The organism is Vibrio sp. 397 (assembly GCF_033339395.1).
GTDB classification, from domain to species: domain Bacteria; phylum Pseudomonadota; class Gammaproteobacteria; order Enterobacterales; family Vibrionaceae; genus Vibrio; species Vibrio alginolyticus.
In genome coordinates, this window is record NZ_JAWOUN010000010.1 from 1 (window position 1) to 17,142 (window position 17,142).

The following is a 17,142-nucleotide window of genomic DNA, read 5'->3' on the forward strand; positions in this document are numbered from 1 at the left end:
TTAGCATGAGTAGTTTTACAGGCAAAGCCGAAACGGATGATAACCACCTACTGAAGTAGGTGGTTTAGGGCTGAAAACAAAAAAGCGCCCTCATTTTGAGGGCGCTTTTAGGTAAAAGAAAAATTATTTATCGAGAGACAAACCTATCTGACTGATTTTGCTTTCAAACTCTTCGATGCTGTTCGCTTTGTAAGTCGGAGCACCGTTAAAGTAGCGCGGTTTCTCTGGCAGCATCGCATTTTTCAGCTCTTGTTCTTGATCGATATTGTCATGGTAAACCGTTACACGATTTGGAATATCCTGCTTCATTACAGCCATTTTGGTTCTCCTTTATTAAGACGAATAGTAAGCGTAGAACGAATTTATCGGAGTACAGGCGTAACTGTGTAAAATTTAGACACCAACGACAAAATCATATTTAAACAGTTGCATTTAATATTTTTGAGGCACTTTGTCGTGGCTATTGGCAAACGTGAGTGCAGCGATTAAGGTGAGCTCTCTCTACATGAAGACAGGAAGTCCGGTGTCGCAGCAAGAACTCAACCAAATGGGCAGTGCCAAAGTTTTTCTCATCGAAAAAGATGGCGTCCAAGTAATAGAAAAACGTAACCCTACTCAAATAGAAGTCGCGTTTTATCAACGCTATGCCGAACAGTTTAACGCGCTTGGAATACACGTACCGCGCTTGATTCAATTCGACGACCAGAAAAACGTTCTGCACATTGAATACGTTCCCCACGCAGTCGAGCAAGCATTCTTACTTGAAGATGATCGAGTCATTGAACAACTCGTCAAACTGCACCAACTTCCACCAACATCAGATGGTGTTTATCACCGCCACCAGTGGACACCACAAGCGACTCAACAAGCACTCGCTACACTTGAACTGGGCTCAGAGACAGAGCAGTTCTTCCACAACCTCCAACAACGATCGGCGCACCTTTTTGATAGGCAGAACTTGATCTCCGGAGACTCGAATGCTAGAAACTGGGGACAGCGCGAAAATAGCGAGCTAGTGCTGTTCGACTGGGAACGCTTTTCTACAGGGCATGTCGCGATAGATTTAGCGCCGCTCATCGAGGGCATGGGCACATTTGATGATTACTTGAACGTAGCAGGCAAGTATATAGAGTGCGCAGAGAAAGGTGAAACAACAGAATTGGCGCGCGATATCGGACTAGCAAAAGCGTGGATCGTTGTCGAGGTAGTCAACATACTGGTCTCCAGAGAGAATCCGCAGACCAGCAAATATTTGGACTGGTTTCGGCAAACCTTGCCGCAATGGGCCAAAAGCCTTAGCGCTCAGGTGATGAGTTAGGCTCTGAGATTTGATATAAACGCCTTTCAGGTTCTGCGCATGAGGTTTCACAATTGCACACCTTGTCAACGCCGACATTATTCAAACCACCACAACTCCCTTGAATGCGCTTGTTGTGAAAAATGACGCCAAGTGACATCAACAAAATGATTGCGAGAAAACCAAGAAAGGTAAATAACCAAACCATATTAACCTGCCTTATTAGCCATCGACTCTAGCTTAAGTATAGCAGGGCTAGATGTTGCTTTGAGTAGCGCTTTAGGTCTTGCCAACAAGGAGGGTTTTGATTTTTGGCCACCACAACCACAGGAGCCGCAGCCGCCTTTTTGTTTGTGAACACTTTTCTTATGATTGTTTGATGGGCGTCCTTGAGAGGGCTCAATCAAAGGCTCTCTTGGAACCGCAAGCACATCTTCCAAGGAACTACGAGTAGACAGCCTAAATACTGGCGTGCCACTGCTAAGTAGCTTTGCCAATACACGTTCACCGATATTTCGCACAAGAACAGCATCCACGTTGTACCCTTGTAGAGACTGAATCAACTGAGACTTCGCATTACAACCCGCTTGTGGCATAGAAGCAATGTTCGCTAAGTTTTTTAGCATACCGTCAGTATCAGAATAAATAGCAATGTATGGTGCTTTTACAAAGTGGTTTGCCACCCGCTCACCATCATTAGGAATAGCATAAATCATAAGTTTGACTCCTCATTCGGAAAAACTAATGCATGACCTTCAACTAAACTTTTTGCGACTTTCAATCTTGCACTTTTTACTGTGTTACCAAAAGTTTGTCTAGAAACGCCCATCTGCTCCGCAGCTTGCTGCTGGCTAAGCCCCTCTAAGTCGGCTAAACGTAGCGCTTCTAACTCTTCTGGTAATATGGCGACTTGCTCCAACTGATTAAATGGAATGCCATTGGGCTTAAAGCAATGGTGAGCCGCACGTCCGCATATTCGTCTTTCTATCTTTGGTCTTGCCATCATTGTCCCTCAAAAACACAGAGTCAAATTACGCCTTAAACTGGCATATGCCAATAACATTTTTAGCATATGCCAATAAACTAAGTTTGCAAAAATCAACACGACAAATACGTAATACATCAGCATTAATTAGACATCTAATAATTTAGGAATTTTGATGACAAACGAACAAAAAGATCAATTCTAATTAACCGGATAATAAAAACGTTAGTTTGCGCAGATTTTTCATACAAATACACGCTAATGTGTTCATTTTATTGAAGAAGAAAAACTATAATCCAAGCAAATCATTAGTTTGAACACTAATGATTGTTTTATTTAAAAGGATGTATACCTAAGGAACGAAAAAGAGAAGTTTGACGACATCGGCCTGAGCTTAAAGGGTAATACTTTCGATACAGAACCTGTCGAACGACCATTACTTGGCCTAGGCGCCCTACTCTTCTTGCCAAATTAAGTTTCTTGAAAGCGCTTAGGTATATCAGAAAAAGGAAGTACATATGTCTGACTCAAATTGGCTCAGCGAATTCCCGGAAATGGATGCCTCTGATCTCAGGGCGATTCGCAAAACACTCGACGGCGCCTACAGAGATTTCTCTCGCGAGTATGGTGAACTCATTGAGTCTCTGTTTGATCCGCTCCTTGCGTTTCTTGTCTGGTTTGAAAAACTTCTGATTTCTACACCTTGGTTCATTATTTTAGGTGTCTGCACCACTCTCGTTTATGCCGCCAGCCGCTCTTGGAAACTGGCCGCTGCATGTTTTGGTTCGCTGATTCTGATTGGCTATTTTGGAATGTGGGAAGACACTATGCGCACGCTCAGCATCATCACTGTATGTACTATGCTTGCCATCGCACTTGGTATCCCTATCGGCATCGCTATGGCGCGCTCTAATCGCATTCAGTCGGTGGTAACACCATTACTCGACGTCATGCAAACCATGCCGGCATTTGTGTATCTCATTCCAGTTGTGATGTTATTGGGCATCGGGAAAATTCCTGGCCTTATCGCAGTAGTGATCTACGCGATTCCACCGGTTATTCGTTTAACCAATTTGGGCATTCGTCTAGTTGATAAAGAAGTATTGGAAGCCGCAACCGCATTTGGTGCCAGCACTCGGCAACGGCTTTTTGGGGTTCAGCTTCCGCTTGCAATGCCAACCATCATGGCGGGAATTAACCAAACGATCATGATGGCACTGTCAATGGTGGTCATCGCATCAATGATTGGGGTAAAAGGTTTAGGTCAGCCTGTTCTAAAGTCTATTACCAATCAATATTTCACTCTTGGTCTTCTCAATGGTTTAGCAATTGTCGCCCTAGCAATCCTTTTTGATCGTGCTTCACAAGCGTATGCGAAACGCACTCAAGCTCATTTAGGAGACTCAAAACATGACTAGTCCACTTATCGAAATCAGCGGTCTGTATAAAATCTTCGGCCCCAAGCCCAATAGCGTGATTGAGCGCGTTAAGTTGGGACATAGTAAAGAGCAGGTTTTAGCGGAAACGGGCCATACGGTCGGACTAAAAGACATCAACCTGCAAATTCAAAAGGGTGAAATTTTTGTCATTATGGGATTATCCGGTTCTGGAAAATCCACCATGATTCGCCACTTCAACCGATTAATCGATCCAACCATGGGGCAGATTTTGGTAGAAGGGGTGGATGTCATGCAACTTTCTAACAAAGAGCTTGAACAGTTTCGCCGTCACAAGATGTCTATGGTGTTCCAACGCTTTGGCTTGCTGCCTCATCGCACTGTTATCGACAACATCGCATATGGTTTAGAAGTTCAGGGAATAAATAAAGAGGCGCGCTTAGAAAAAGCAAATGAATGGTTAGAAACCGTTGGACTGACGGGTTATGAGCACCAGTATCCTGCTCAACTATCGGGTGGACAGCAACAGCGTGTGGGCCTTGCACGGGCACTGGCTACCGACGCCGAAATACTGTTGATGGACGAGGCTTTCTCAGCATTGGACCCTCTGATTCGGAGCGAAATGCAAGATCAGTTGGTAGAGCTGCAACAGAAGCTGCACAAAACCATTATTTTCATTACTCATGATTTAGATGAAGCGCTTCGACTTGGCGATCGCATCGCGATACTTAAAGACGGTGAACTTGTCCAACAAGGTTCACCGGACGAAATCTTACTGCATCCTGCCGATGAGTACGTTGAAGCCTTTGTAAAAGACGTCAATAGAGCGCGAGCACTGACGGTCGAAACGCTGATGCAGCCACCTTCGTACTGTGTTCGCGCTGAAACCATTGAAGATGCGCTGAGTGAAATGAAACGTGTTAAACGTGATTATGCCTACCATGAGACCAATGCAGGCTATCAAGGCGTGATAACACAGCAAGGATTGCTAAACGCAGCGAAGTTAACTCACCTATCAGATTGGCGTGATGATATCTATGAAGAGGTGCCTATCATCTCTCCACATTTAGCCATTGAGCAAGTGCTGACTGAAGTCATGTCGTGTGAATATTCACTGCCCGTCATCGATAAGCACGGCAATTTGAAAGGCGAATTAAATCGTCAGGTTATTGCGGAGCTGTTTTCTGATCAACGAAGCACAAAACGAGGCACTTCACGCTCAAGCTTCAATAACGTTTCTTAGATGATGTTGATAATACAACTCACAATAATGTGGGCTGTTATCAATTAACTCGCTCCCAATCCCCTTTTAGATATTTGTCTGTGGGCTCAAGCTTGATACCCAAAGCAACATTTACATTATTCTGATTTTCCTGACAATTTCATGCTCATATCCGGTTTTATTGACATAGTCAGATCATTCTATTGCTTTTTGATGACGCAAATCCTCGATAAATGTCTACTATTACTCTCATACAAAATCTTGATTTAAAGAGGGATAAAATGAAAAAGACAATGTTGGCACTAACAGGCGCGGTAATCATTCTTGCAGGCTGTCAAGATGAGAAACCAGCCGAAACAAGCGCAGTTGAAGTACCTCAGGCAACGGAAACTGAAGTCACCACCAGTGCAGACGTTACGACTGAGACAATTGACACGTTACCAGTAGAAGAAGAACAGGTAATTACTGAAGAGACATTTGTAGACTCTGAACACAACGCACAAAGTGCTCTGGACTGGAACGGCACCTACAAAGGAACACTACCTTGCGCGGATTGTGCTGGTATCGATATGACCATCACACTAAATCAAGATGGCACTTACGTACTTGAAGAAAGCTACCAAGACAAAGAAGACGGTCAATCAAAATCTGAAGGTCAATTCACTTGGGACGCAAATGGCAGCATCGTAACGTTGACAAATGAAGATGCACCAAACCAATACTTTGTTGGTGAAAACGTACTTATGAAGCTAGACATGAATGGCGAAAAAGTAACGGGTGACCTAGCACCACTATACAACTTAACGAAACAGTAAGAAGTTAGTATCAATACCTGATAAATACCTCAAATCCGAGCCACCCCAGCTCGGATTTTTCGTTATTTTAACGAAAACTATTCCAGCAACCTTTCTATTCTGAAGCAACATTCTGCTTCTTACCCTGATTGTTCATTACATTTCCATACGCTTTGCCGATAGATGCTTACAACGTCATTTTGTACAGTGTTCAAAACAAAACAGAACAACTCGGAAAAATGATGAAAAAAACATTAATTGCACTACTTACTCTGACAGCTGCTGGCTCAGCTTTCGCTGGCGATACTTACATTCGTAACGGTAACATCTACAACAACGAAGGCGGTTGGAACGTAGAAGCTGGTGTGGCTCAAGGCAGCGATCTTTTCAAAGATCAAAAGCATAATACAGCACCAATTCTCAACGGTGGTTACCATGGTGACGACTTTAATGCCGACCTAAGTGGCATTAACTACCGCTTCTTCGGTAACACCAATGAGTTAATCAACATGAGTGCCTACCTTGTAGGTAGCGGTGTAATGCGCGACGGTGATACAGCGAAAAGCCTGAAAGGCACAGATAAACGCCGCTTCGCCGTCGATCTAGGTTTAAACGCAGACTTTACACTGGATCAAAACAACGTCATTTCTACGTACCTTCAGCACGATATCAGTGGTGCTTACAAAGGTTACTTAGCGGGTGCGACTTACTTCCACATCATGAAATTCGGTAGTGTTGATTTTGTTCCTTTTGCTAACCTAACTTATCAAAGTGAAGACTACGTAGATTACTACTTTGGTGTAAAACAACGCGAAGCAAACGCAAACCGCAAAGCATACAAAGGTGATTCAACGGTAAGCTATGGTGTGGGCTACAAACTTGTTATGCCAATCAACGACAACTGGCAAGTAAGCCAAATGACACAATACACGCGCCTAGGCAGCGGTATCAGCGACTCTTCTATCGTTGATAGTGCAAACCAATGGGTTGTTGGCGCAAGTGTGTCGTACAACTTCTAATCCGACACGCCCTTATAAAGCCATCATTTCGATGGCTTTATGCGTTGGACATTTGCATCATATTGCACACAGACGTTAGTGTGAATGAGCAATCCATAACCTATGTAAATCGCTATAGCCTGTATTCTTCACCTGCACACCTCGCACTTGCTGTGTTTTTGTCACTTCTTCGTAGCCAACAAACAAAGGCAAATATAGGTACTGATCGCGCAGCGCTTTCTCTAGGTTTAATAAAGACTGCAGCGAGTGATCATCAGCCATCGCCCTGCGGACCTTTTCTCTATGGCTTAACATCTGGCTTTGATCAAAACTAAAACGCAGTCCAGTTGCTATCGACAGCCATTCGAAGATGCCATATTCAAATGGTGCTTCCATGACTTCCTCAATGAAGAGCAAATCTGCTTGGTGAGACACTACCTCAGGAAAACTAATGTCATCAATAACGACGATCTCCAACTCCAATCCCGTTGCACGAATCACACTGTGCAACCATTCGGAATGACGAATTAAACTCGGTATCGTCCAGACAGGTTCAGCTAATACCACTTTACCTTTCAGTTTAGGTATCACACCACCATCTATTATTGATAAATCTTGCTCATGAGTCTCTAACTGAATGCTGTCAACGGCACTTGGCGCATCATAAATTCGCTTTTGCACATGGATGTAATCAGCGAGTTGATACCAAGTCTCTTTTGTGAGTTGGGATTCCGCGCGTTCGCGGTAGGTCAGATATGAAAATGCGCTAATTTTTTCCACTTCAACGTGATCGGAGCTTTGGTTAAAGCTCAACATATTTAAGGTTTTAACATCACCATGAGACAGCGTTATTTGATCTAACAATGCGCGTGCTGAAAAATACTCTTTGTGCGCTTCAAGAGTCATACTCTCCTGGTTCCAGCCGCTAATTTTAAATGGCCCAGTCCCGATGTGGTAGGAATAACTAGAACCGAAAGAGACGACATCTCGACACAGAATAGACGCATGAGGAGTTGCTAGCATGTATGGAAACAACTTGTTCGGATGCTTCAATATAATTTTTAAGCAGTTAGATGTTTCTGCAACCACACTATCAATGCATTGCCAGAGCTCGTGAACTGGTCCTTTTATCTCCCTGAGTCTTTCTATACTCCAAACCACATCCTGTATGTTAAGGGGCTCGCCATCATGGCGATATATGCCTGGCCGCAACCATAACGTCATTACCTTGCCTTCCATTTTCCATTCGTGTGCTAACGATGGCTCGATACCACCATTGGAATTTTGGGTCAGCAATACGTCATAAACGCTTTTCGCGACGTGTAATTCAGTGTGACGGTAAGTATTCGCAGGGTCGATTTTGGATACCCAAGGGTAAGAAGAAATCAAAATAGCGTTATTTGATTCATTCAATCGATTCACTTTTTCAGAAGCGATGGTTAGTGCTCTAACCGCGGTTTGACCGAACCAATCAATAAGTTTCGTTATTGAGTTCATTCTTCCTCTGCCAAGCTCCTCAACCAAAAACTCGGTCATCGCTTGTTGGAGGGAAATATTAATACTGAGACGGCTAGCGTTACTTCGGCCAATCGCAGGTTGCCAATCGACCCAATCGTAAGTGGCAAGCTTTTTCATCACAATAGAAACATTGCGCCTCGACGTGCAAATCACCGCTTCTAGCTCAGAAAGCGTAACAAGGTGATACTGGTGAGGTTCAAAGTGCTTTAACAGTAGATCCAGATACCTAAGATTGACATCGTTCACAAAGATTCCTAAGAGTTATTCCAAAGCAAAAAAATAGCACAGGACGCTTAGCAACTAAACTTCCTGTGCTATATCTAAACAAATTCAAAGCTTGGACTCAGCTCGACCAACAGAAGTCAAAAACGTTTACTAAGCCAAGAGGTAACTTGAATAAGTATTCTTAGAAACGGTAGCTCATACCTACAGAGAATACATTGATGTCTGCATCAACCGTTACTTTTTCATTGCCAAATTTCGCAATGTCTAGCTCAGGCATCATGTATTCCCATTCAACTTGTAGAGCAAAGTTTTCAGTAATAGCGAACTCTGCACCTAAACCGTACATGCCTGTTACAGTGCTGTCAGAAATGGTGGTATGGCCTGCGCTACCGTCAATCACAGAGTTGCTAATTTTGAATTCAGCATTGAAGTAAGAAAGACCAGCTTTAGCAAAAAGGTTGAAACGATCGCCAATCGGTAGAGTCGCTTTTGGCTGAATCGATAGATACTTCATATCACCAACAGTAACAACTTTGCCGTCTAAAGCATCGTAGCCACCAATGGCTGCTTCTAGAGAAATGTATTCGTTGAATTTGTAACCACCGAATACTTTACCTGAAAGGCTTGAGTCATCTTCAAGTTTAAGTTTAGTGCTAGCGTTAGTACCACCACCATTGATAGAGCCATTAACATCACCAAACGATGCTTGACCTACAGATGCACCAACGTAAGGAGCTGCGTTTGCAACAGAACATGTTGCTAGAAGGGCTGTCATTAGCCATGTTTTTTTAAACATTGTATTTCACTGCCTGTTAATTATTGAGGTTGTGTTTTGCCCATCCTTAAGCATGCCATGCTATCCATTTCACTTGGTTTCAAAACCAAGTGGATGTTAATGAATAAAAACTCAATAAAACATGAAATATTTAGACACAACTTTGCCACTTTCTTTCTTAATTTTGACAATTTAGTCATTTCACAAGCATTGCTGCTTCAACCAGTTAGTGAGTTTGATGATTTCCGCTTGCTTGGCTCGACTCTTTTTATGAATAAAATAAAAGCTGTCGCCGGTTTCCAATCCATGAGAAGGGATATACACCAAATCGTGCGCTTTATCTCTTTCATTAAGCATAAAATCATTCGCAAATGCGATGCCTTGGTCATAACGCGCCGCCTCTATTGCCAACAACATATGACTAAAATGTTGAACATCGACATCTTTCGGCAAGGTGTAACCGCCCGCTCTGCACCACTCAGCCCAGTCTTTTCCTCTCTCACGATAAATTGAGTCTGTCGACAAAATAGGGTATCGCCAAAGCGCTTCTGGAATCGGTTGATCTTGCAACTCTTTCCAAATTTTATGGCTGCAGACCGGATACAGCGTCTCCGCGTATAACTTTACCGACATGTAGTTTCGCTTTGGCTTTTCTACCGTGATAAAACAATCGCCAACGCTGTCTGTCTGTTCAGGATCACCAACGACCATATTGAGTGTCAGATCGATTTCTGGATGTAAGCGCTTGAAATCAGACAAACGCGGAATAAGCCACTTTACGGCAAGCGAGCTATAAATCGCCAACCGTATGCTGCCTTTGTCCCCTTCTCGCACCTTTTGGCTGGCCATCGCAATTGAGCTAATTGCTGGGCTAATATCCTCTAAATAGCGGGTGCCCGTATCGGACAAAGAGAGCTTTCTGCCTTGACGGATAAATAATGATTCACCCAAATAATCTTCTAATAATCGTATCTGGTGGCTAACGGCACTTTGCGTCACATTGAGTTCTTCAGCAGCAAGCGAAAAGCTAGAGTTTCTGGCAACAGATTCAAAACAGTGAACAGCTCTGAGTGGTGGCAATTTCATTATCTAAAAATCTCATACTTAAACTAATAAATATCACTTCACTTCATCCTATGACATCACCTACTCTTTGGCAAAGAAAGAGGAGAGGAAAAAGTGAAAGTTACATCGGTCGGAGCAGCGATGCTGCTATTAATTGTTGGAAATCTCATTGCGGTGCTTTCGGACTCTTTAATTAAAAGTGTCGGAAATGAAGTGCCTATTTTTCAATTTGTCTTTTTCCGACAAATATCAGCGGTGCTTTTCCTGCTGCCAGTCTACCTGCTAACAAAAAATGCGCCTTTTCTTGAAGGGTTTAAGTGGCATGCTGTTCGCGCTCACGTATGGTTACTTGGTGCAATATTCATGGTTTTGGCGATCTCATCTTTACCGCTCGCAACTGCGAACGCGATCTTTTACGCCGCGCCATTGATCATGTTGCCGCTTGCAGCAATCTTTTTTGGAGAACAGTTGTCTAAGCAATCGGTCGCCGCAGCGATAATGGGCTTTGCCGGTGTATTGGTCATCATTCGTCCAGACCAAATCGATTGGGCAGCCATTTCAGCTTTAGTTGTTGCAATTACTTTAGCAATCAATAACTTGCTCATTCGAAAACTGCCAAAAAATCAGTCTGTGATGCAAACGTTATTGATGACAAACTTGGCAGGTATTCCAGTAGCCTTCTTGCTTGTTCTGATCGAAGCAGAACCTTGGGACTGGAGTGCTTTCCCTGTTGCTGCTGGCTCAAGTTTGTTCATCATGATTTATGCAGCAACATGTGTCATCGCTTACCGCTCGATCGATAGCAACAAAATTGCCAGCGCTGAATACAGTGGCTTAATTGGTGCCGTGTTTGTGGGATTGATTTGGTTTGGAGAAGTGCCAGACATATTTATGGCAATAGGAACCATTATGATTGTTGTGCCTCTGGTTTGGCTTTCTAAACGAGAGCGTCGCAAGAAAAAGTTGCAAGAGCAACAAGAAGCGCACGTTACTTAAAGTTGTGCTCTAACCCAAAGACTAAAAAACCGAGCCGTAAGTGCTCGGTTTTTTTATGTGGCTCTAATCGGTTTTTACGTAAGCGACTACGTGAGATAAAAACTGCCTTGCAAAGCGATCATTAAACCGGATGCGATATTCATGCTCGGCTTCCGACACTAGACGCCAGCCTTCAGCAAAGTATTCTTTGATATCATCAACCGCCTCTTCTTTATTTTTGATGTGTTTCGCGTTCCACTGATAAGTGCAAGAGACAACGATCAGCCCACCCACCTTGGTGGTTTTTTTTAGAGCATTGATCACGCTAAGTGGCGACTCACATTGATCAATCACATTTAAACATACGACTAAATCAAAGCGAGATTGGAGAGTATCGAGCTCAAAAGGCTGGTTAATTAGCGTCAAATCAACATGAGCACATTTCTGTACGATATCTCTATTCTCAACCTCTAAAGTGTTTAAGGTGTTCACATCGTGAAGGTAAGTAAGCTCGACGCGTTGTTCTTCTATTAACAGTTGCTTCAAGCCATCCATTAACCTATTTGAAGGCTCCACAAGCGTCGCTTCTTTAAGGTTAGGTAAGCGTTGCACTAGCTCATAATAATTTCTTCCCAGCGCCGCCCCAACCTCAAGTAGGGAATACGGCTGAACGCTGCTTCCGATTACCACTTGCGCAATAAAATCAGCAACTTGGGAGCAGTGAGGTGATGACAAAAAAGAAAGTGGGACTTGTTTTGAGCGACTGGTTATCATCTCAATCTGTTGCTCCTCAATGAACTTGTCGAACCATTGCGCCTCGAAATAACCAGCCAAACCGTGCTCGGTCAGGTAAAAATCTTCCATGTTTTTTCCGTTCGTACTTTAAGAAAAGTGATTGTATCGAACGCGGAAATTAACGGGTATTTCTGGCCGCACATTCCAATGGGAAAACAGATGAAAACGCCGCTTATGTGAAAAAGCCCTTTCATCTCAAAGATAAAAGGGCTTGTTAATCGCTTCGGTTAAGTCGCTAACTATTGTGGTAGAACAACGTTACCATCTTGAATTGGGAACGTTTTTGTCGCTGGCTTGCTCGCCAAACGAACCGTCGTTGGTGCACCTGAAACTTCGTAAGTGACGTCGTAACCCACTACTTTATCAGATGTCGTATATTCTGTATGACACTGTTTTTTCGTCGTTGTTACTACATCACCTTTTTGCACATTTTCCTGGATCTTACGACCTGTCAGTGCACCAGCAATCGTACCAGCTGCAGTTGCAATCACTTTACCTGAGCCACCACCGATTTGGTTGCCCAGCGCTGCTCCAGCTGCTGCGCCACCAACCGTACCAATAATTTTATTGTCATCCGCAGGGGCAACTTGCTCGGTTACTACCACGTCTTTACATACTTGGTGCGGCTTTTTCACCGTTTCAGTCACCGCTTCAACCAAAGTAATGTTTGCTTGAGTTGGAGCTGGTGGCGTTTTGTCTTTACAGCCTGCTAGTACAGCAACAACTGCCGTTGCAATTGCGATAGATTTCATATTCATGATTTACATCCCAGTATGGTTTGCTTTGATGAGCGTTATGGTAAATCGCAAAAGGGAAATCACATCAGACGAAAACAAACCCTCTGTCATTAACAAGTAAAGAAACACTGTTTTATAAAAGATACGTCAAGAAACACTCAGCAACGTGTCAACAGAGCTAAAACTGTATCACTACTGATTATGATTGGGCTGAACTAGTCTATGAGATTTATTTTTAAGCCAAGCTCAAAAATAGTTCGTCATCCGTTAAATACTTATGACGGTGGCTTAGATTACGCACGTGCATAAACATAAAATCAGGGAAACCAGGCGCTATAATGTTATTTGGTTCCCAGCATACACCGCCAACAAACACATATCGCCCCTGCTTGTCATCTTCGTGAAGGGGGTTATTAAGAGGAGAAGAAAACTCTGCTCGGCAACCTTCAACCACACAAACAATTTGTCCTTTAAAAAGGCCAATCACGCGCTTTACAAGATTTGCCTTGATACCACACTTCCATGCTTGGCGAGTAGCCATCTCATAGCCATATTTTCGGATCGCTTTCTTTTGCAAATGTACTACTAGGTTCATTTTGACTCCTGATTCAAGCAACTACGTGAAGCCCAAAGCCATAAAAGCAGATAGACGTCTATACCCGAGTGAGCTCATGGTACGTGGGAATAAACTACGTGATTAGACTGAGTTTAGTGTCGGATGAGATACACCGTCCACAATGCTGTAACGTATCGATTTACACCAATCAAAGGCAGATAACACATCAACTTTTGAGTGCTTTCCTGCGCTGTATCTGGTTACTTCTGTATATTACTATAACGAAATCACCCTCCACGTTTACCTATATAAATTTGTCGTAACGATAGAGGGTGCTTATCAAGGAGAGAGGATAACGCCTACACGTCGATGAGATAATTTTGACCTTCAGTTTCTAAACGATCAATCATTTTACGACACTCATTTAAATCAAGAGGTTGTTCAAAGCGGCGCTTGAGATTCATCAAAAAGAAGATATCTTCACACATGGCTTTCTCAGGTTCGTCACTGATTTTGGCGACCGGTGAACCATTGCACGTGACCATTTTTATCACGATAGAAAGTGGCTGGTAGGCGTCACCATCTTTATTGACATAATCACCCATATCATTGGCAAGAAAAGTACCGATACCAAAACTCACCTGAATACGTCCTTGGAAATACTCGCAAATATCTAACGCTTGTTCGAAGTTAAGTCCGTCGGTAAACACCAGTGTTTTTGTTAATGGGTCTATATTCAGCGACTGGTAGTGTGCAATCATTTTTTCACCCCAGCTATAAGGGCAACCACTATCGTGACGTACACCGAAGTACGCGTTACTTAGTTCTTCATCAAAGTCTTTAAGGAAAGCATCGATACCAATCGTATCGGTTAACGCAATACCTAGTGCACCATTAAACATTTTTTGCCAACGTTGCAACGCCACTTTTTGCGAATCTCGCACATTCACCAGAGCTTGGTGTCCCATAAACCATTCATGAGCAACGGTGCCGATAGGCGTCAAGTTTAGCTCTTTTGCTAAGTGATAGTTGCTTGTTCCTGTCAAACATTCCGGCACTTCCTGGCACAAATATTCCAGCATAGTGCGCTGAGCTTGGAAGGAAAAACGTCGACGCGTCGACATGTCAGAAAATTTAAAGTTAGTAATGTTACGACGTTTTAGTTCCGACTTTAGGTGTCGAACTTTCTCTTCTAAAACAGTGGTAAATTGCGCAACAGGGATATCTGACCAACGCTGACGGCTACGAACTTCAGACACGATGCTCATGATGATCGTTTCGTACAAGATGGTATCTCGCCACAAACCGTTAATGGTAATTCTTAACTGGCTTGAGCCATCAGCCATGGCTTTATTATGGAAAGAGACATCACTTTGTGGGTTGAAACGGAAATGGCGCAGTGCATCAACAAAGTCAGGATTCAGGTAAGGTGCGACACGCTTAATATATTCAATTTCTTCTTGCGTAAATTGAATATCTTGCAGTTTAAGGACTTCGGCTTTTACCTCAGGCAAAAGCTCAGAGAGGTCTTCCTCACTGCGCACGATAAACTTATATGACACCATCGCATCAGGGTAAAGCGCTGTTACAGCGCTCATCATATTGACTTTGTAGACATCGAAATCCAAAGCGCTTTGAATGATGCGGGAAGAAAATAGTTTGGTGGTCATTAGGTGCCCTTCTACATGCCCTTCCTGGGTATATAACTTTTTGTTACTAACTAATTTGCGTAAACAATAAACACCCATCTATAGTTTGTCAACTTTTGTTACTAACCACTCATTTTTATAAGGTTTTTTTGTCTAGAATTCGAGCAAGCATTGTGAATAAGTCAGAGTCATCCGTAAATTTATGCTCAAACCGTATTACGAACACTACCAAAAACGTTTCTAACAACTCGTTACTTACCCATTGATTGACCACTTGTTATGCGCTAGATTATTTACAAATCAATATTAGGACCCAACCATGATCGTATCTGTCGACATTATTCCATTCAGGCTATCTGGCTGTGCCGATAAGGGATTGGAAGTGTTGTTGATTAAACGTTCAAATCCAAATCGGCCATACCATGGAGTCTGGGCACTACCGGGCGGATTTGTCTTTGATAAAGACTTAACCAGTGAAGGCGGACGCCCGGCCGATGAAAACTTTGAAGCGGCGCGTCGCCGAATTTGCCGTGAGAAAATCCATACCTACCCTCGCCATTTTAGCGAAGCGTTTATCGACGGTGATCCAAAACGCGATCCAGAAGACTGGAGCTTAAACATTACGCACTACGCCTTAGTTGATCGTAACAATGTAGAGCAAATAAATAATGCAGGTGTACCGGAATGCCAACTTAAATGGTTTTCGCTACAGGCTATTCTCAATGGAGAAGAAACCCTCGCATTTGATCATCAAAAAACCATTGAAAAAGCGTGGCAAAAGCTTCGTGCATCCATTGAATACACATCGGTTCTTTTGTTTGCATTAGACAAAGAGTTTTTGGTTGCGGACATCATTTCTGCTTATCAAGAGTTTGGTATTGATATCAGCCGAATGACGATTAAGCGCCGCTTGATAGATTCAGGCGTACTAAAACCCACTAATAAAGTCGCTTCAACCAACAAAGGCAAAGGTGGAAAACCCGCAATGGTATATACGCTGACTAGCGACGAAGTAACCTTTTTTCAAAACTGTTTGCGTGGATAAACGCAGACAATCAGACAGACAAGGAGTCTGCCATGACTGTTCGAGTAAACTATCAAACTACAGCAGTGATCGACGTTGATCCAGAGAGAGGCTTTAGTGAGTTATGTCCAGATGAACTGCCCGTTGCAGGTGCGTTGGAAATCGTACCGGAACTTTTGAACAATCATGCCAAAGGCCGATTAAAACTGGTCAGTCGTGACTTGCACCCACCGAAAGCAAAATGGGATGCAGAATCGCCAGCCAATATGCTTGAGCCCGTTGGTTTACCGAATGTGGATATAAAGTGGAACCGTCACTGTGTGCTTGGCACAACAGGTTCTGAGCTGCTAGATGGCTTACCACCCGTGTTGGACTACGATTTTCAAGTTAATAAAGGTATGGATCCTGACGCACACCCTTACGGTATTTTTTTCCATGATATTGCCGACACCAAAACGACAGGTGCGCATGAATTTCTAAAGTTCAACGGGATTGATACCTTAGTTATCGGTGGCCTTGCCTTAGACTTTTGCGTGAAAAAATCCGTCATGCAAGCGCTGGAACTTGGCTACAATGTGGTAGTTAATCTTGCTTCAACTCGTGCGGTGCTGCCTGATAATGTAGAGAATGTGCTGACAGAGCTCAGAGATAATGGCGCATTATTTGTCGAAAAAGCGGACGACATCATCGTAGAAAAGTTCGCCTAGAAACGATAGTAACCGAGAAGGATTTCACCATGCATCAACATGAAAAATTGAATTACGTTGAATTTGGTTCCACTAATGTCAGTGCGACTAAACAATTTTTTGAGCGTGCTTTTGACTGGAGCTTTACCGATTATGGTCCAGAATATTCTGCATTTTCAGGACAAGGATTGGATGGCGGATTCTTCAAATCTGAGTTTATAAACCAAATCGCAAATGGTGGCGCACTTTTAGTATTTTATAGCTCAGACATTCAGGCCACTCAGACAAAAGTAGAGCAGCATGGTGGAAAAATTATCCGCCCTATTTTCGAATTCCCCGGCGGCTGTCGATTCCACTTCACTGAACCGAGTGGAAATGAATTCGCAGTATGGTCAGAGAGCCATTAAGTGATCACAAATCAACAACACACCATCAACGTGAGCC

At 43.2% G+C, this 17,142-nt stretch carries 20 protein-coding genes; 9 read left to right on the plus strand and 11 right to left on the minus strand.

All coding sequences use genetic code 11. The features are described from left to right. Positions 1-123 precede the first annotated feature (123 nt). Positions 124-318 carry a hypothetical protein gene (locus R7P36_RS16410; RefSeq protein ID WP_005373920.1) on the minus strand — a complete coding sequence of 65 codons (195 nt, stop codon included), beginning with the start codon at positions 316-318 and terminating at the stop codon, positions 124-126. 187 nt (positions 319-505) lie between these two features. Here R7P36_RS16410 and R7P36_RS16415 point away from each other — a divergent pair, with 187 nt between their 5' ends. Then, on the plus strand, positions 506-1,318 hold the full coding sequence (locus R7P36_RS16415; protein ID WP_213899741.1) for a phosphotransferase: 813 nt from the start codon (positions 506-508) through the stop codon (positions 1,316-1,318). Here R7P36_RS16415 and nqrM read toward each other — a convergent pair. Genes nqrM through R7P36_RS16430 form a run of 3 tightly spaced genes read right to left on the minus strand, consistent with a single transcriptional unit; the run spans position 1,296 to position 2,300 of the window. Further along, positions 1,296-1,505 (minus strand): (Na+)-NQR maturation NqrM, encoded by a 210-nt coding sequence (nqrM, locus tag R7P36_RS16420; protein ID WP_017635136.1) that lies wholly within the window; start codon positions 1,503-1,505, stop codon positions 1,296-1,298. The two genes, R7P36_RS16415 and nqrM, sit on opposite strands and share 23 nt — an antisense overlap. Position 1,506: 1 nt before the next feature. Continuing rightward, a complete protein-coding gene (locus tag R7P36_RS16425; protein ID WP_005387209.1) occupies positions 1,507-2,013 on the minus strand; it encodes a NifB/NifX family molybdenum-iron cluster-binding protein in 507 nt (168 codons plus the stop codon). Next, positions 2,010-2,300 carry a DUF134 domain-containing protein gene (locus R7P36_RS16430; protein ID WP_005373924.1) on the minus strand — a complete coding sequence of 97 codons (291 nt, stop codon included), beginning with the start codon at positions 2,298-2,300 and terminating at the stop codon, positions 2,010-2,012. The genes R7P36_RS16425 and R7P36_RS16430 overlap by 4 nt, the downstream gene beginning before the upstream one ends. A gap of 500 nt (positions 2,301-2,800) precedes the next feature. On the opposite strand from R7P36_RS16430, the gene R7P36_RS16435 reads away from it, so the two are divergent. The 4 genes from R7P36_RS16435 to ompV all read left to right on the plus strand — a co-directional run bounded on the left by R7P36_RS16435 (position 2,801) and on the right by ompV (position 6,714). Beyond that, positions 2,801-3,700, plus strand: a complete 900-nt coding sequence (locus R7P36_RS16435) for an ABC transporter permease (protein ID WP_005373926.1) — start codon at positions 2,801-2,803, stop codon at positions 3,698-3,700. Next, positions 3,693-4,922, plus strand: coding sequence for a quaternary amine ABC transporter ATP-binding protein (locus R7P36_RS16440; protein WP_025768003.1), 1,230 nt, complete (start codon positions 3,693-3,695; stop codon positions 4,920-4,922). Before R7P36_RS16435 ends, R7P36_RS16440 begins: the two co-directional genes overlap by 8 nt. A gap of 260 nt (positions 4,923-5,182) precedes the next feature. After that, entirely contained in the window at positions 5,183-5,716 is a 534-nt protein-coding gene (locus R7P36_RS16445) for a copper resistance protein NlpE (RefSeq protein ID WP_005373930.1), read from the plus strand. 221 nt (positions 5,717-5,937) lie between these two features. Continuing rightward, a complete protein-coding gene (gene ompV / locus R7P36_RS16450; protein ID WP_017635134.1) occupies positions 5,938-6,714 on the plus strand; it encodes an outer membrane protein OmpV in 777 nt (258 codons plus the stop codon). A 75-nt stretch (positions 6,715-6,789) separates the two neighbouring features. Here ompV and R7P36_RS16455 read toward each other — a convergent pair whose 3' ends face one another. From R7P36_RS16455 to R7P36_RS16465, 3 genes are all read right to left on the minus strand, one after another. Continuing rightward, positions 6,790-8,457: an ABC transporter substrate-binding protein gene (locus R7P36_RS16455; protein WP_171342647.1), complete on the minus strand. Its 1,668-nt coding sequence runs from the start codon at positions 8,455-8,457 to the stop codon at positions 6,790-6,792. Between the two features lie 160 nt (positions 8,458-8,617). Beyond that, on the minus strand, positions 8,618-9,232 hold the full coding sequence (locus tag R7P36_RS16460; protein WP_005373936.1) for an outer membrane beta-barrel protein: 615 nt from the start codon (positions 9,230-9,232) through the stop codon (positions 8,618-8,620). 180 nt (positions 9,233-9,412) lie between these two features. Then, the gene (locus tag R7P36_RS16465; RefSeq protein WP_005387224.1) at positions 9,413-10,297 is read right to left on the minus strand and encodes a LysR family transcriptional regulator; all 885 of its coding nucleotides are present in this window, start codon (positions 10,295-10,297) and stop codon (positions 9,413-9,415) included. A 93-nt stretch (positions 10,298-10,390) separates the two neighbouring features. Here R7P36_RS16465 and R7P36_RS16470 point away from each other — a divergent pair, with 93 nt between their 5' ends. Further along, complete coding sequence (locus tag R7P36_RS16470; RefSeq protein WP_005373940.1) at positions 10,391-11,272, plus strand: DMT family transporter; 882 nt, start codon at positions 10,391-10,393, stop codon at positions 11,270-11,272. A 63-nt stretch (positions 11,273-11,335) separates the two neighbouring features. On the opposite strand, the gene R7P36_RS16475 is transcribed toward R7P36_RS16470, so the two are convergent. From R7P36_RS16475 to pncB, 4 genes are all read right to left on the minus strand, one after another. Next, positions 11,336-12,115: a methyltransferase domain-containing protein gene (locus R7P36_RS16475; RefSeq protein WP_213879730.1), complete on the minus strand. Its 780-nt coding sequence runs from the start codon at positions 12,113-12,115 to the stop codon at positions 11,336-11,338. A gap of 170 nt (positions 12,116-12,285) precedes the next feature. Next, positions 12,286-12,804: a glycine zipper 2TM domain-containing protein gene (locus tag R7P36_RS16480; RefSeq protein ID WP_005373945.1), complete on the minus strand. Its 519-nt coding sequence runs from the start codon at positions 12,802-12,804 to the stop codon at positions 12,286-12,288. 214 nt (positions 12,805-13,018) lie between these two features. Continuing rightward, a complete protein-coding gene (locus tag R7P36_RS16485) occupies positions 13,019-13,378 on the minus strand; it encodes a hypothetical protein (protein ID WP_005373947.1) in 360 nt (119 codons plus the stop codon). 320 nt (positions 13,379-13,698) lie between these two features. Then, positions 13,699-15,009, minus strand: a complete 1,311-nt coding sequence (pncB, locus tag R7P36_RS16490; RefSeq protein WP_025998656.1) for a nicotinate phosphoribosyltransferase — start codon at positions 15,007-15,009, stop codon at positions 13,699-13,701. A gap of 298 nt (positions 15,010-15,307) precedes the next feature. On the opposite strand from pncB, the gene R7P36_RS16495 reads away from it, so the two are divergent. The 3 genes from R7P36_RS16495 to R7P36_RS16505 are packed head-to-tail and all read left to right on the plus strand — an operon-like array spanning position 15,308 to position 17,105. Continuing rightward, a complete protein-coding gene (locus tag R7P36_RS16495) occupies positions 15,308-16,033 on the plus strand; it encodes an NUDIX domain-containing protein (RefSeq protein ID WP_005373953.1) in 726 nt (241 codons plus the stop codon). A 32-nt stretch (positions 16,034-16,065) separates the two neighbouring features. Continuing rightward, positions 16,066-16,719 carry an isochorismatase family protein gene (locus R7P36_RS16500; protein ID WP_213872736.1) on the plus strand — a complete coding sequence of 218 codons (654 nt, stop codon included), beginning with the start codon at positions 16,066-16,068 and terminating at the stop codon, positions 16,717-16,719. 29 nt (positions 16,720-16,748) lie between these two features. Beyond that, positions 16,749-17,105 (plus strand): VOC family protein, encoded by a 357-nt coding sequence (locus R7P36_RS16505; RefSeq protein ID WP_033906300.1) that lies wholly within the window; start codon positions 16,749-16,751, stop codon positions 17,103-17,105. Positions 17,106-17,142 lie beyond the last annotated feature (37 nt).